14 protein-coding genes are annotated in these 14,750 nt (G+C 66.3%); 7 read left to right on the plus strand and 7 right to left on the minus strand.

Translation table 11 applies throughout. The annotated features are described in order from the left end of the window. Nucleotides 1-345: 345 nt before the first annotated feature. A complete protein-coding gene (locus tag A5645_RS10845) occupies nucleotides 346-1,023 on the plus strand; it encodes a TetR family transcriptional regulator (protein WP_065034798.1) in 678 nt (225 codons plus the stop codon). Nucleotides 1,024-1,163: 140 nt separating this feature from the next. Continuing rightward, entirely contained in the window at nucleotides 1,164-1,889 is a 726-nt protein-coding gene (locus A5645_RS10850; protein ID WP_065034799.1) for a TetR family transcriptional regulator, read from the plus strand. 3 nt (nucleotides 1,890-1,892) lie between these two features. On the opposite strand, the gene A5645_RS10855 is transcribed toward A5645_RS10850, so the two are convergent. From A5645_RS10855 to metG, 3 genes are all read right to left on the minus strand, one after another. After that, on the minus strand, nucleotides 1,893-2,444 hold the full coding sequence (locus A5645_RS10855; protein WP_065034800.1) for a DapH/DapD/GlmU-related protein: 552 nt from the start codon (nucleotides 2,442-2,444) through the stop codon (nucleotides 1,893-1,895). A 213-nt stretch (nucleotides 2,445-2,657) separates the two neighbouring features. After that, the gene (locus tag A5645_RS10860; RefSeq protein WP_051545788.1) at nucleotides 2,658-3,023 is read right to left on the minus strand and encodes a PAS domain S-box protein; all 366 of its coding nucleotides are present in this window, start codon (nucleotides 3,021-3,023) and stop codon (nucleotides 2,658-2,660) included. Nucleotides 3,024-3,303: 280 nt separating this feature from the next. Beyond that, entirely contained in the window at nucleotides 3,304-4,866 is a 1,563-nt protein-coding gene (gene metG, locus A5645_RS10865) for a methionine--tRNA ligase (protein ID WP_065129495.1), read from the minus strand. Between the two features lie 52 nt (nucleotides 4,867-4,918). On the opposite strand from metG, the gene A5645_RS10870 reads away from it, so the two are divergent. The 5 genes from A5645_RS10870 (at nucleotide 4,919) to A5645_RS10890 (ending at nucleotide 10,921) form a co-directional block, all read left to right on the plus strand. Then, the gene (locus A5645_RS10870; protein ID WP_065129541.1) at nucleotides 4,919-5,782 is read left to right on the plus strand and encodes a TatD family hydrolase; all 864 of its coding nucleotides are present in this window, start codon (nucleotides 4,919-4,921) and stop codon (nucleotides 5,780-5,782) included. A gap of 191 nt (nucleotides 5,783-5,973) precedes the next feature. After that, complete coding sequence (locus A5645_RS10875; protein ID WP_065129496.1) at nucleotides 5,974-7,101, plus strand: resuscitation-promoting factor; 1,128 nt, start codon at nucleotides 5,974-5,976, stop codon at nucleotides 7,099-7,101. After that, a complete protein-coding gene (gene rsmA, locus A5645_RS10880; protein ID WP_436405484.1) occupies nucleotides 7,074-8,009 on the plus strand; it encodes a 16S rRNA (adenine(1518)-N(6)/adenine(1519)-N(6))-dimethyltransferase RsmA in 936 nt (311 codons plus the stop codon). The genes A5645_RS10875 and rsmA overlap by 28 nt, the downstream gene beginning before the upstream one ends. 71 nt (nucleotides 8,010-8,080) lie before the next feature. Then, the gene (locus A5645_RS10885; RefSeq protein ID WP_216638296.1) at nucleotides 8,081-9,034 is read left to right on the plus strand and encodes a 4-(cytidine 5'-diphospho)-2-C-methyl-D-erythritol kinase; all 954 of its coding nucleotides are present in this window, start codon (nucleotides 8,081-8,083) and stop codon (nucleotides 9,032-9,034) included. A 252-nt stretch (nucleotides 9,035-9,286) separates the two neighbouring features. Continuing rightward, entirely contained in the window at nucleotides 9,287-10,921 is a 1,635-nt protein-coding gene (locus A5645_RS10890) for a fatty acyl-AMP ligase (RefSeq protein WP_065129544.1), read from the plus strand. An 87-nt stretch (nucleotides 10,922-11,008) separates the two neighbouring features. Here A5645_RS10890 and pth read toward each other — a convergent pair whose 3' ends face one another. From pth to A5645_RS10910, 4 genes are all read right to left on the minus strand, one after another. Continuing rightward, nucleotides 11,009-11,608, minus strand: a complete 600-nt coding sequence (gene pth, locus A5645_RS10895; RefSeq protein ID WP_065034804.1) for an aminoacyl-tRNA hydrolase — start codon at nucleotides 11,606-11,608, stop codon at nucleotides 11,009-11,011. A 6-nt stretch (nucleotides 11,609-11,614) separates the two neighbouring features. Then, on the minus strand, nucleotides 11,615-12,271 hold the full coding sequence (locus A5645_RS10900) for a 50S ribosomal protein L25/general stress protein Ctc (protein ID WP_065034805.1): 657 nt from the start codon (nucleotides 12,269-12,271) through the stop codon (nucleotides 11,615-11,617). A gap of 269 nt (nucleotides 12,272-12,540) precedes the next feature. Continuing rightward, nucleotides 12,541-13,410, minus strand: coding sequence for an oxidoreductase (locus A5645_RS10905; RefSeq protein WP_065129497.1), 870 nt, complete (start codon nucleotides 13,408-13,410; stop codon nucleotides 12,541-12,543). Between the two features lie 21 nt (nucleotides 13,411-13,431). Continuing rightward, a complete protein-coding gene (locus tag A5645_RS10910) occupies nucleotides 13,432-14,655 on the minus strand; it encodes a cytochrome P450 (protein WP_065129498.1) in 1,224 nt (407 codons plus the stop codon). Nucleotides 14,656-14,750 lie beyond the last annotated feature (95 nt).

The following is a 14,750-nucleotide window of genomic DNA, read 5'->3' on the forward strand; positions in this document are numbered from 1 at the left end:
TTCAGACCCTTAGAAAGTGCCCGTAGCCCCCACGCGATCCGCGCCCAAACCGCAACTCCCCTTAAAGCCAACTATACATACTTTTAGAACGATGCCAAGGGGTGCGAGCAACCTACAGTATTTTTGAGTACGTGGTTGCGGTCACATTGGCGTGGAGAGCCCCAGGTTGGGTTCTGGCTTGATAACCTCACAGATGGCGCACAAAAAGTGGCGTCGGACACAACGGTGACTGCTTTACCACTGACGAACCGGCCACCTGTGAGGAAGGCATCGCGATGGTGAAGGTGATCGCTCGAAGAAACGGTCGTTGCCTCGGGGCGCGGTCCGACGATCCCCGCGGGTCATATGTCGACTGAAACGACGGACGGACGAGCAGACACCACCCGGCAACAGATCCTGCGGGCCGCAGCGCATCAATTTGCGCGCCGCGCTTATCACGACGTCGGGCTGGACGACATTCTCGCCGAAGCCACGTTGACCAAAGGCGCGATGTACTTCCACTTCCGCTCCAAGCACGCGCTGGCGGTCGCGATCATCGAACAACACAAGGACGAAGGACGAGCCGCCGTCGAGGATCTCCTGGCGCGTCAGCTCTCGGGGCTGGAGACCCTGATCGACTTCTGTTATCTGGCTGCGGTGCGGGAGATCAGTCAAGACGTGGCTCGAGCGGCGTCGCACCTCATCGAATCGGTCGGCCGAACCGAAGGGTTGCAGGCCCAGCTGTTGGGCGGCTGGACGGACATGCTGGCCGATGTGGTCAAGCGCGCGATCGCGGAGGGCGACGTCATCGAAGGATGGGACCCGCGTGATATCGCGCGGCTCATCGTCTCGATGTACATGGGGCTGCGGCAGACCAGTGACCTCGATGACCCGCAGCGGTACCTGCTGGATCTCGAGAAGAACTGCATGCTGGTGCTGGCGGGCATCCTGCAACCCGATCGACTCGACTACTTCAAGCAGTTCATCAGGCGGCGCACAACCTTGGCGGTCAATTCGCTGGCGGCCACGGCGACCGCCGGCTGAATCGGCTCAGGTGCGTTTGGCACGCACGATCGAAAACCCGGTAGGAGTGGCTGCTAACCTTGACCGGCTGACCAGGAAGAACGACTCACGGCGCTCCGGGCTTAACCGGATCGACATCATTGTGGAGGTGCGGGAGAGCCATGGCGCGCCAGGTGCGGTCCGAGGTAACTCGACGGAAGATTCTCGACGCTGCGATTGATGTCTTCGGCGAGGTGGGATACGCGGCCGCCGGCTGGGGCACGATCATCGAGCGGACCGGCATGACCAAAGGTGCGCTCTACCACCACTTCGATTCCAAAGAGGCGCTCGCTTCCGACATCATCGACGAGGGCGCCGAGGTGCTCGTCGGCAGCTTCCGCAGCGTGTGCGGTTCAGCGTCGCCCGCCCTCGAGAACATGATTCACGGGACCTTCGCCATCGCGCAGGTGCTGACGTCGGACAAGACCGCCCGCGCGGCCGAGCAGTTGATCGCCGCACTGGCCGGATTCAACGACGCGGCCTCCCGTTGCTGCGCCGCGTGGATCTCGGAGATGACCGTCCAGGCCGGCCGCGCAATCGCAGAGGGCGATCTGCGCGAGGACATCGACCCGGAACGCCTCAGCGAGTCGATCGTGGGGGCGATGTTCGGGTCGCGATTGCTGTCGATCTCGATGTCGCGCATCCGCAGCGGCGAAGGCATCATCGAGGAGCTCAACGAGCGGCTCAGTCAGCTGTGGATGTTGCTGCTACCCGGCATCGCGGCCGAGACGTCGCTGCCCTACTTCCGGCAGTTTCTGGCCCGCGAGGTTCTCCGCCACAGCCGATCCGCCGCGCCGGCGGCTGCCGCTGCCGGGCCCGGTGCTGCCGCATCTGTCGCGGAAAGCTAGCTACTACGCGCTGACGGCTCGGCGACGGCGGTCCTTGACGATCCGGGCCGGAACGCCGCCGACGTCGACGTCGTCGGGCACCGGTTTGGTGACGACGGCTCCCGCATAGATACCCACGCGGCTACCCACATCGACGCCGAGCACCATGGCGCCGGGGAATATGAAGACGTCGTCACCGATGGTGGGGTACTCGCCGGGGCGCCCCTCGCCGATGGTCACACCTTGGTGTATCCGGCAGTTCGCGCCGATCCGGGCGCGGTGATGGACGTGGACCCAGCCGACGTGGGCGACGGACAGGCCGGGCCCGAATGCGTTGAGCGGTATGCCAAATCCGAGTCGCTCGCCCAGGAATTTGAGCCGCAGTCGCAGGTACGCGGCCACCAAACGACCGGCCGGCGTTCGCGCGGTGTTGGTCCAGTACTCCGTCTTGCGCAGCATGCGCTGGAAGTAGGGCGCGCGATGCATGATCCGGTAGCGATGCCGCCATCGGTCTAAGCCCTGAGCATGCAAGTCCGCAGCGAGGTACGACTCCAAGTCGTTGCGAGTCCTGATCACCCGTAAAACCATACAACAGGTATCAAAATTGGCCTATGCCAATACTTATGGTTCGTAGGAATTTCTAGGAAGCGAAGGCGGGTAAATGCCGATCAGGCGAGTCGCTGAGTCTCTTCGCAGCCCCGGATGCGACCTTGTACCCGTCAGGGCATCAAATTAAACGTCCGATGCCGGTGAGAATGATCACCGTGCCGTAGCGGCCTGAAACCGGCCTCAGCGCTCTTCTTCCCAGAGTTGTTCGGTCAGATCCTGGAATGCGGCCAGGGCAAATTTGTCGTCTGCGCGCATCACGGCAGACCTGCTCATCAAAGCTCGGACCACCGATCCGTCCTTGTGGGCCAACTCGACGACCATGTTTGCCAGGGCGTGCACGAAGGACAGCAGCGAGGATTCTTCTTCCGGTGCCTGGTGGAAGATTTCGTGAAACCGCAGCGCAAGGACCTCTTCGGGGTCGCAGCCGACCATTTGGGCGAACGCCGAATTGGTGAACAGGATGCTGCCGTCATCGGCGATCGCGAGGACCGGAACCGGTATTCGCTCGAGGACCACCAGCGCAGGCAGTTGCTTCAAGGTGGTCATCGGCGACTGGGCTGGTTGCCGATTCCGTCTTCGTTCCACAGCCCGATTATGGCCTATCGCCGAAATTACGCGAACACGCTTGGTCGCAACGCGTTCCGGTGATTCGCCCGTCACTGCGTTCCGCTCACTCGGCTTCGGGGTTGGATGCTCGCCTCGTTCCCGTCACTGCGTTCCGCTCACTCGGCTTCGGGGTTGGATGCTTGCCTCGTTCCCGTCACTGCGTTCCGCTCACTCGGCTTCGGGGCTGGATGCTCGCCTCGTTCCCGTCAGTGCGTTCCGCTCACTCCGCTTCGGGGGCCTGGTACCGCGGGAACACGCCCACCGGAGCCGGCAGCGCCGTCCCGGGCGCCAGTCGCACCGCCGTCGCGGCGAACGTCCGCTGATCCGCTCCCTGCCCGAGCAGATCCAGCAACTTGCCGGCGGATTCCGGCATCACCGGTTGCACCAGCAACGCCGCGATGCGGACCACCTCGCACGTCACGTAGAGGGTGGTCCGGAACCTGTCCTGGTCGTCCTGCGACTCGCTCTTGCGCAACACCCAGGGCTGCTGCGCCGAGAAATACTTGTTGGCGTCGCCGAGCATCAGCCAGATCGCCTCGAGCGCCAGATGCATCGCCTGGACATCGAAGTGCGTGCGCACCCGCTCCAGCAGGCCATCGGCGGTCGCCAACAACTCGCTATCGGCTTCGATGAACTCCCCGGGTTCGGGCACCACTCCACCCAAATTCTTGGCCACCATCGACAACGACCGTTGGGCCAGATTCCCGAGCTCGTTGGCCAGGTCGGTGTTGACCCGGGTAATGATCGACTCGTCGCTATAGGAGCCGTCCTGCCCGAACGGGATCTCCCGCAGCAGGAAGTAGCGCACCTGGTCCGCGCCGAACGTGTCGACCAGGGCCACCGGGTCGACGATGTTGCCCACCGACTTGCTCATCTTTTCACCACGGCTGTACAGGAACCCATGCGCGAAAACCCTTCGGGGCAAATCGATTCCGGCAGACATCAGAAATGCCGGCCAATACACGGCGTGGAAACGGATGATGTCCTTGCCGATCATGTGCAGGTCGGCCGGCCAGTACCTGGTGTACAGGTTTGAGCCGGTGTCGGGAAAACCCGCACCGGTCAGATAATTCGTCAGAGCGTCGACCCAGACGTACATGATGTGGTTGGGATGCCCGGGCACCTGCACGCCCCAGTCGAACGACGTACGCGAGATGGAAAGGTTGTCCAGCCCACCCGAGACGAAGCTGATGACCTCGTTGCGGCGGGTCTCCGGTGCGATGAACTCGGGGTTGTCCCGATAGTGCGCGAGCAGTTTGTCGGCGTACTCCGACAGCCGGAAGAAGTAGGTCTGCTCCTCGGTCCAGGTCACCGGAGTGCCGGTCTCGACCGCGATCCGGGAACCATCCTCGAGCACTTGGGTCTCCGACTCGACGAAGAACCGCTCGTCCCGGACGGAGTACCACCCGGCGTAGTTGTCGAGATAGATGTCGCCCGCGGCCTCCATGCGACGCCAGATCTCCTGCGACGCCGCGTGGTGATCGGTGTCGGTGGTGCGGATGAACCGATCGAAGGAGATGTTGAGCTTCTCCTGCATGCGTTGGAACACATCGGAGTTGCTGCGCGCCAGTTGCGCGGTCGGGATTCCCGCGGCCGACGCGGCCTGCGCGACCTTGAGCCCGTGCTCGTCGGTTCCCGTCAGGAACCGCACATCGAACCCGTCGAGCCGCTTGAATCGCGCGATCGCATCGGTGGCGATGTATTCGTACGCGTGACCCATGTGCGGTGCGCCGTTGGGATAGGCGATCGCGGTGGTGACGTAATAGGGCGCCGGTGGATTCATCGGGAACCAACCCTAGTGGGGTGGCGCCTACCCGCGCGTGTGGACATATCGTGTGCGCGTGAGCTCCAACCGGTCTGGCCGACGAGAAGCGCCGCCCGCCCCGGAGCCGCTGTCGCCGTTGATTGACGCCCACACCCACCTCGACGCATGCGGCGCGTCCGACGCCGAGGGCGTCCGTGCCATTGCTGATCGGGCCGCCGCGGTCGGCGTGGCCGCCGTCGTCACCATCGCAGACGACCTGGATTCGGCGCGCTGGGTAGAACAGGCGGTCCAGTGGGACCCGCGGGTCTATGGCGCGGTGGCCCTGCACCCGACCCGAACCGATGCCCTCACCGACGCCGCCCGCAGCGAGATCGAACGGTTGGTGGCCCACCCGCGGGTGGTCGCGGTCGGCGAGACCGGCATGGACATGTACTGGCCCGGTCGGTTCGAGGGCTGTGCCCAGCCTGACGTGCAACGCGAGGCCTTCGCATGGCACATCGACCTGGCCAAGCGGACGGGCAAGCCGCTCATGATTCACAACCGGGAGGCCGACCGGGAGGTGCTGGATGTGCTCCGCGCCGAGGGCGCGCCCGAGACAGTGATCTTTCACTGTTTCTCGTCCGGAAGTGAGATGGCTCGCACTTGCGTCGACGCCGGGTGGCTGCTCAGCCTGTCCGGGACGGTGAGCTTTCGAAACGCGCGCGACCTGCGCGAAGCCGTTCCCCTGATACCGATCACGCAACTTTTGGTGGAAACCGACGCGCCATTTCTGACTCCGCACCCCTATCGCGGCGCAGCGAACGAATCGTACTGCCTGCCTTATACCGTCCGCGCCCTCGCTGAGCTGCTAAATCGCCGCCCCGAGGAATTGGCGGAAATAACGACGAGCAACGCCTGCCGCAATTACGGGCTGGAAATCGGGCCGACGGCGTAATCCCTGGTCGGCCTCGACACGGACATCTTCGAGTTGCTCAGCATTGGACGGTTCGTTACCGTCTTGTGATCGAACGGGTGGGCCTCTGGGCCCATTTCGTCATTTCAGCTGAATATGGTCGGAAGCTCGTTCTGAGGTGTAGCTGCTGAGGGTTGTAGTGGGTCGGGACAGACTTGGACTTGGAATAGACATTGAGACTGCTTACTAAACTTCATCAAACTGAATCGCCGGTGTTGCGCCTGGTACTGGGCGCCTTCCTATTGGCACTGGCATTCGCTGGAGGGTATGCGGTATCCGCATCCAAGACCGTGACGCTGACCGTCGACGGAACCTCCATGCAAGTCGCGACGATGAAGTCGCGGGTCATCGACATCGTTGAGGAAAACGGGTTCTCCGTCGACCAGCGCGACGACCTCTTTCCGGCCGCGGACGCCGCGGTCTCCGACGCCGCCAACATCGTGCTGCGGCGTAGCCGGCCGTTGCAGATCTCGCTCGATGGCCAGAACACCCACCAGGTGTGGACCACCGCGTCGACCGTCGACGAGGCGCTGGCCCAACTCGCGTTGACCGACACGGCGCCGGCAGCGGCTTCTCGTGCCAGCCGCGTGCCGTTGGCGGGTATGGCCCTGCCGGTCGTGAGTGCCAAGACCGTTCAGCTCAACGACGCCGGCGCGGTCCGGACGGTGCATTTGCCGGCGGCCAACGTCGGCGAGTTGCTGGCCGCCGCGGGAGCGCCCTTGGTTGACAGCGACGAAGTGGAGCCGGCCGCCACCAGCCCGATCGTCGACGGGATGGAAATCCGCGTGACCCGTAACCGCATCGAGCGGGTCACCGAGCGGATGCCGCTGCCGCCCCCGGCGCGCCGCATCGAGGACCCGGAGATGAACATGAGCCGGGAGATCGTCGAGGACCCGGGCGCCCCGGGTGTCCAAGATGTCACCTTCGCGGTGGCTGAGGTCAACGGCGTCGAGACGGGTCGGCTGCCGGTCTCCAACACCGTGGTCGAACCGGCCCGTGAAGCGGTGGTGCGAGTAGGCACCAAGCCGGGCACCGAGGTGCCACCGGTCAGCGACGGCGGCGTCTGGGACGCCATCGCCGGGTGCGAGGCCGGCGGAAACTGGGGCATCAACACCGGCAACGGATATTACGGCGGCGTGCAGTTCGACCAGGGGACCTGGGAAGCCAACGGCGGGCTGCGCTACGCCCCGCGCGCCGACCTGGCCACCCGCGAAGAGCAGATTGCCGTCGCCGAGGTGACGCGGTCCCGGCAGGGCTGGGGCGCCTGGCCGGTGTGCAGCGGACGGGCAGGTACGCGCTGACCATCCGGCTGCTCGGGCGCACCGAGATCAGGCGGTTGGCCAAAGAGCTCGATCTGCGACCGCGGAAATCGCTCGGCCAGAACTTCGTTCACGACGCCAACACGGTGCGACGGGTGGTCGCCGCCTCCGGCGTGGGCAAGTCCGACACCGTGCTGGAAGTCGGACCCGGCTTGGGCTCGCTGACCTTGGCGCTGCTCGAGCGCGGCGCGGCGGTCGTTGCCGTCGAGATCGACCCCGTCCTGGCGGCCCGCCTGCCGCAGACGGTCGCCGAGCACTCCAGCAGCGAGGTCGAGCGACTCGTCGTCGTCAACCGCGACGTATTGACGCTGCGCAGGCAGGATTTGACCGTCGAGCCCACCGCGGTGGTGGCCAACCTGCCCTACAACGTCGCCGTTCCGGCCCTGCTGCATCTGCTCGCCGAATTCCCCTCCATTCGCGTGGTGACCGTGATGGTGCAAGCCGAGGTCGCCGAACGCCTGGCCGCCGAGCCCGGAGGTAAGGAGTACGGCGTGCCCAGCGTCAAGGTGAATTTCTTCGGTCGGGTGCGCCGCTGCGGCACGGTGCCGCCTACTGTCTTCTGGCCCATCCCGCGCGTCTATTCGGGGCTGGTACGCATCGACCGGTACGAGGCCGCGCCCTGGCCCACCGACGAAGCGTTCCGCAAACGGGTCTTCGAGCTGGTGGACATCGCCTTTGCGCAGCGGCGCAAGACGACTCGCAACGCGTTTGTCGGGTGGGCGGGATCCGGGAACGAATCCGCGAATCGGTTGCTGGCGGCCAGCATCGACCCCGCCCGGCGCGGGGAGACCTTGTCGATCGAGGACTTCGTGAGACTGCTGCAGCGTTCCGAAACGCCCGGCGGCACCGGCGGGAACGGTCCCAGCCCGGCCCCGCTTCCGGCCGGCTGAGCCCGCTTCGATGAGCGGCACCCGTGGTGCCGCTACGTGTGGTTCGGCGCCCGCAGCGATAGTCTGCTGCGGTGTCTGACGGCAACACCGCCGAGTTGTGGGTGCCCACCGGGTCGGTCACCGTTCGCGTTCCTGGGAAGGTCAATCTCTATCTGGCCGTCGGTGATCGCCGCGACGACGGCTATCACGAACTCACCACCGTCTTTCACGCGGTCTCGCTCTTCGACGAGGTGACCGTTCGCAACGCCGACGTGCTGTCGCTCGAGCACGTCGGCGAGGGCGCCGACCGACTGCCTACCGATGAGCGCAACCTGGCCTGGCGCGCGGCCGAACTGCTGGCCGACCATGTCGGTCGGGCGCCCGACGTGTCGATCCTGATCGACAAATCCATCCCGCTGGCCGGGGGAATGGCCGGCGGCAGCGCGGACGCGGCCGCGGTGCTGGTGGCGATGAATTCGCTCTGGGAGCTCAACCTGCCCCGGCGTGACCTGCGCATGATGGCCGCACGGCTGGGCAGCGACGTGCCGTTCGCGTTGCACGGCGGCACCGCGCTGGGCACCGGCCGCGGGGAGGAACTGGCTACGGTGCTGTCCCGCAACACTTTTCACTGGGTCCTGGCGTTCTCCGACAGCGGTCTGCTGACCCCCGAGGTGTACGCCGAATTGGACCGGCTCAGGGAGACCGGAGATCCGCCCCGCCTGGACGAGCCCGGTCCGGTGCTGGCGGCACTGGCCGCCGGCGACCCGCACCAACTCGCGCCGCTACTGGGCAACGAGATGCAGGTTGCCGCGGTGAGTCTGGATCCAGCGCTGCGGCGGGCCCTACGGGCGGGTGTGGAGGCCGGGGCGCTGGCCAGCATCGTGTCCGGTTCGGGCCCGACATGCGCGTTCCTGTGCTCAACCGCCGCGTCGGCGGTCGACGTCGGCACCCAGTTGTCCGGAGCGGGCGTCTGCCGCACCGTGCGGGTCGCTTCCGGGCCAGTGCCCGGCGCCCGAGTGGTACCCGCGCCGGCAACGGATGCCTGACGCCGTTAACACCGCTGTGACATGCGACTCACTGCGCGGCTCAGTTTGGCACTTCTTTAAGAGATGCTTAAGATAATCGGCGGTGACGAGTAGCGGTAGGCACGCAGCCCCTCGCGGGACCGCTGTTTCATCACCGAATCGAGACCTAACCGCTCCCCAACTGTGTGCGCGCGCCTGCTTCAAAGCGAGATCTAGCAGGTGGAATATGAAAAGTCGGGCCGTGGGGAAAGTGCCGGAACCGAGGAGGTTTGCGTGAGCAGGTTTACCGAGAAGATGTTCCGCAATGCCCGCACCGTTACGACGGGCATGGTCACCGGTGAACCCCACGAACCCGTCCGGCACACCTGGGGCGAGGTCCACGAGCGCGCCCGTTGTATCGCCGGCGGTCTGGCCGCCGCGGGGATCGGGCTCGGTGACGCCGTCGGCGTGCTGGCCGGCTTCCCGGTGGAGATCGCTCCGACCGCTCAGGGCCTGTGGATGCGGGGCGCCAGCCTGACCATGCTGCACCAGCCCACGCCCCGTACCGACCTGGCCGTGTGGGCCGACGACACGATGACCGTCATCGGCATGATCGAGGCCAAGGCCGTCATCGTCTCCGAACCGTTCCTGGTCGCCATCCCGGTGCTGGAGGAGAAGGGCATCAAGGTCCTGACCGTCGCCGACCTGCTGGCGTCGGCGCCCATCGACCCGATCGAGGTCGGCGAGGACGACTTGGCGCTCATGCAGCTCACGTCCGGCTCCACTGGATCTCCCAAAGCCGTCCAGATCACGCACCGCAACATCTACTCCAACGCCGAGGCGATGTTCATCGGCGCCGAGTACGACGTCGACAGGGACGTCATGGTCAGCTGGCTGCCGTGCTTCCACGACATGGGGATGGTCGGCTTCCTCACCATCCCGATGTACTTCGGGGCGGAGCTGGTCAAGGTCACGCCGATGGACTTCCTGCGTGACACGCTGCTGTGGGCCAAGCTGATCGACAAGTACAAGGGCACCATGACCGCGGCGCCCAACTTCGCCTACGCGCTGCTGGCCAAGCGGCTGCGCCGCAACGCCAAGCCGGGCGAGTTCGACCTGTCGACGCTGCGCTTCGCGCTGTCGGGCGCCGAGCCCGTCGAACCGGCCGACGTCGAGGACCTGCTCGATGCGGGCAAGCCGTTCGGGCTGCGTTCGTCGGCGATCCTGCCCGCCTACGGGATGGCCGAGACGACGCTGGCGGTGTCGTTCTCCAAGTGCAACTCGGGTCTGGTCGTCGACGAGGTGGACGCCGACCTGCTGGCGGCGCTGCGCCGGGCCGTGCCCGCTACCAAGGGCAACACCCGCCGGTTGGCCACGCTGGGCCCGCTGCTGAAGGATCTCGAGGCCCGCATCGTCGACGAGCAGGGCAATGTGATGCCGCCGCGCGGTGTGGGTGTGATCGAGTTGCGCGGCGAATCGCTGACCCCCGGCTACATCACCATGGGTGGCTTCATCCCGGCTCAGGACGAGCACGGCTGGTATGACACCGGCGACCTCGGCTACATCACCGACGAGGGCCACATGGTGGTCTGCGGCCGCGTGAAGGACGTCATCATCATGGCGGGCCGCAACATCTACCCGACCGACATCGAGCGGGCCGCGGGCCGCGTCGACGGCGTCCGTCCGGGCTGTGCGGTGGCGGTGCGTCTGGATGCCGGACATTCGCGGGAGTCGTTCGCCGTCGCGGTCGAGTCGAATGCCTACCAGGACCCGGCCGAGGTGCGCCGAATCGAGCACCAGGTGGCGCACGAGGTGGTCAAGGAGGTCGACGTCCGGCCCCGCAACGTGGTGGTGCTCGGGCCCGGGACGATCCCGAAGACGCCGTCGGGCAAGCTGCGCCGCACCAACTCGGTCACGCTGGTCACCTAGCCCTGGCGAACAGACGCAAAAGCCCCCGCACGCACGGCGTGTCGGGGGCTTTTGCGTCTGCTCGCGCAACCCGGCGGCTTGCCGGCGCTACCAGGCGTGGACGCGGTTCTGCGCGGGCTCCAATCCCATTTCGAGCAGCAACTCGGTGGCATCGGCGGCCTGCTCGCAGATCGTCGGAACTTCAGCACGCTCGGCCGCGGTGAACGCCTCCAGCACGTATGCCGCCGGATCCTTGCGCCCGGGCGGACGGCCGATCCCGATGCGCACGCGCTGAAAGTCTTTGGTGCCCAACGCCGAAGCCACCGAACGCACCCCGTTGTGGCCGCCCTCGCCGCCGCCCAGCTTGAGCCGGATGCGTGCGAACTCCAGGTCGAGTTCGTCGTGGACGATGATGATGCCGGCCGGCGGCACCGAGTAGAACTTGGCCAACGGCCCGACTTGCCGGCCGGACTCGTTCATGTAGCAGCGCGGTTTGGCCAGCACCACCGAGCGGCCGCCCAGCCGCCCGGTCACGATTTCGGCACCGGAACGCTTGTGCGCCTTGAACTTTGCGCCCAGCCGGGCGGCGAGCACGTCGGCAACCATGAACCCGAGGTTGTGCCGGGTCCGGGCGTAGGTCTCGCCCGGATTGCCCAGGCCGACCACAAGTTGGGGGTACCGCCCGCTTGCGGGGGACGGTTCGGCCACGTCGCGCTACTCGGACTCGTCGGTGGCCTCGGACTCGCCCGCCTCTTCCTCGCCAGCAGCCTCGGCCGCCTCGCCCTCTTCGCCGCCGCCCTCTTCGGCGAGGTCCTCGGCGGTCGGCGCCTGGACGACGTTGACCACCAGCAGGTCCGGGTCGGAGATCAGGTTCACACCGCGCGGCAGTTCGATCTGACCGGCGGCGAACTGGGTGCCCGCCTCGGCGCCCTCGACCGACAGGGTCAGCTGCTCGGGAATGGAGAGCGCCTCAGCCTCGATCTCGATGGCGTTGGTCTCCTGGGTGACCAGAGTGTCCGGGCCGGCCTCGCCCTCGACGACGACCGTGACCTCCACGGTGACCTTCTCACCGCGACGGACCACCAGCAGGTCGGCGTGCTGAATGGTGCGCCGGATCGGGTGAATGTCGATCGACTTGGTCAGCGCGAGCTGCTCCTTGCCACCGATGTCCAGCGTCAGCACCGCGTTGGTGCCGGCGTGGCGAAGCACGGCCGCGAAGTCGTGTCCAGGCAGTTCGAGGTGCTGTGGGTCGGCGCCGTGGCCGTAGAGGACGGCGGGGATTTTGCCCTCGCGGCGGGCCCGGCGGGATGCGCCCTTGCCGGTCTCGGTACGCACCGAGACGCTGAGCTGGTTGCCTGCGGATTTAGCCATGTCTTGCTCCTGGGTCTAGGGCCTGTGTCTAGGGCACGGCCAGGGAGCGCGACAGTCTAGGAAAGTGATGTCGGTCTCCGTCGATAACGGTGTGCTGGCATTTTGCCGGCCACCCTCGCCGTGACGCCCGGTCAGGGTATCGCATTGCCGGGGCACACCGGAAATCCGCGAGCCGGCTGCGCGAGGTGGGGGCAGCCACCCGCGAGCAGACGCAAAAGCTCCTCCCGACACGGCGTGTCGGGGACTTTTGCGTCTGCTCGGCAGGGCTCCTAGAGCGGAAATCTGGTGTCGGTCAGGCGCTCGGACAGCTCCCACAGCGATTTCGCCGTTTGTGGGTCGCGCGCCCGGCGGCTGCGACCGACGGCCTGCGTGCGTCCCAGATAACCGAATCTGGGGCCGATGAACGTGTCGCCAGGCAGATCCTGCGACGCCGCGTACAGCGTCTGGCGGGCTCCGAAATCAGCGTCGGTAGCCATGACGCCGGTGCCCCACGACACCACCGCGTCGCTGAGCTTGCGCCCAGAGGCGCCCTGCAGGTTGGTATGCGAGAAGCCGGGGTGGACTGCCAGGGCGCGCAGCGGCGAACCGGCCGCGCTCAGGCGACGGTGCAGCTCACTGGTGAACAGCAGGTTCGCCAGCTTGGACTGGCAGTAGGCCAGCCACGGCGAATATCGGCGCCTCTGGTAGTTCAGGTCGTTCAGATCGATCCGCCCCGGCCAGTGCGCCATGGACGACACGGTCACCACGCGGTCGCTGAGCTTGGGTAGCAGCAGGTTGGTCAGCGCGAAGTGGCCCAGGTGGTTGGTGCCGATCTGGCTTTCGAATCCGTCGACGGTCAGGGCGTAGGGAGCGGCCATGATGCCGGCGTTGTTGATCAGCATGTCGGCGCCGGCCACGTCGTCGGCGAATCGGCGCACGGATGACAGATCCTGCAGGTCCAGTTCCCGGATGTCGACGGAGCCGCTGATCTGCTCGGCCGCGGCCTTGCCCTTCTCGGTATCGCGGACGGCCATGATGATCCGGGCGCCGCGGCCTGCCAGCTCTCGGGCGGTGATCGCGCCCAGCCCGCTGTTGGCGCCGGTGATGATGACGGTGCGCCCAGCGAAGGACGGTAGAAAAGCTGCGGTCCAGTCGGTCATGGTTGCCCACTGTAGGCAGCATCACGAGCGGTCGAACGCCAGCGGCAGGTCAAGTGGTCCGGTGATGCCGCTCATGTCCTTCCACAGGACCGGGCCGGTCAGCCTGGGATTGGGCATGCGAGTGGTGATGACGCGGAGAGCCTCCGTCAGTTCCAGCCGGGCTAGGTGGGCACCGAGGCAGTAGTGCACGCCGCCGCCGAAGTTGAGGATCGCCGCCGGGTTCGCCCGGGTGATGTCCAGCCGTTCCGGGTGGGCGTAGGCATCGGGGTCGCGATTGGCGGCCGCGGTGTTCGCCACCACGAGGGTGCCGGCCGGAATGCGGACCCCACCGAGTTCGACATCCTCGCCGGCTTGCCGCAGGGCCCCGAAAATGATTGGGCGGTAACGCATCAGCTCGTGCACCGCGTCAGGTGCCAGCTCGGGGTGCCGGGCCAGTAATGCCCACTGGTCGGGATGGGCGACCAACGCTTGCACCGCCGCCGCGAGCTGGTTGCGGGTGGTGTCGGTGCCGGCACCCAGCAGGGTCGCACACAGCATGAGCAGCTCATCGTGAGTGAGCCGGTCGCCGTCCTCTTCGGCGCGGATGAGGTCGGAGATCAGGTCGTCGCCCAGCGACGTCCGGCGAGTGGCGATGAGGTCCTCGAGGTAAGCGTCCAGTTCGGTCCATGCGGCCAGGATGGTCGGCGCGTCGTCAGCCACCGTGGGCTCGAAGAGCTTCTTGATGTCCTCGGTCCAGTCGGAGAACAGGCGCCAGTCCTCGGTGGGCGCGCCCAGCAGTGCGCAGATGATCGCCGTCGGATATCCCTTGGCGATATCGGTCACCAGATCGCAGTGCCCCGAGCGGGTGACCGGTTCAACCAGCCCGGTGATGACTTCGACGGTCAGAGCGCGCAGCCGCTCGGCCGCGCGCGGCGAGAACGCCTTTGACACAAGTCGGCGCAGCCGATGATGCTCGGCCCCGTCCATCGCCAGGATATTGCTGACGGCCCGGTCCCACAGTGGGCCTGAAGTGACCCCGCGCGGTGCCAGTCCAAGGTCGTGCGCGGTGACAAACCTGTTGTCCCGCAACACGTGACGGACCAGGTTGTAGCTCAGTATCTCCAGCCCGTAGGGGCCGATCGCGATCGGGGACTGCGCCCGGGCGTAGGCGATGACGCGGTGCGCCTCCTCGGGATCGGTGAGTTGGTAGTAGGCGATCTCGGGTAGCTGAACCGGTGCGTCGTCGAGAACAGATTGGCTTGTCATGCCAGCGACTATCCGGCGATCCCGGGCTGGAACCATCCGCCGCAGCGCGTAGATCTGTGCGGGGCATAGCGCAATTCGCCAGACGGTCCGTCGAC

The organism is Mycobacterium asiaticum, assembly GCF_001673635.1.
Lineage (GTDB): Bacteria > Actinomycetota > Actinomycetes > Mycobacteriales > Mycobacteriaceae > Mycobacterium > Mycobacterium asiaticum_C.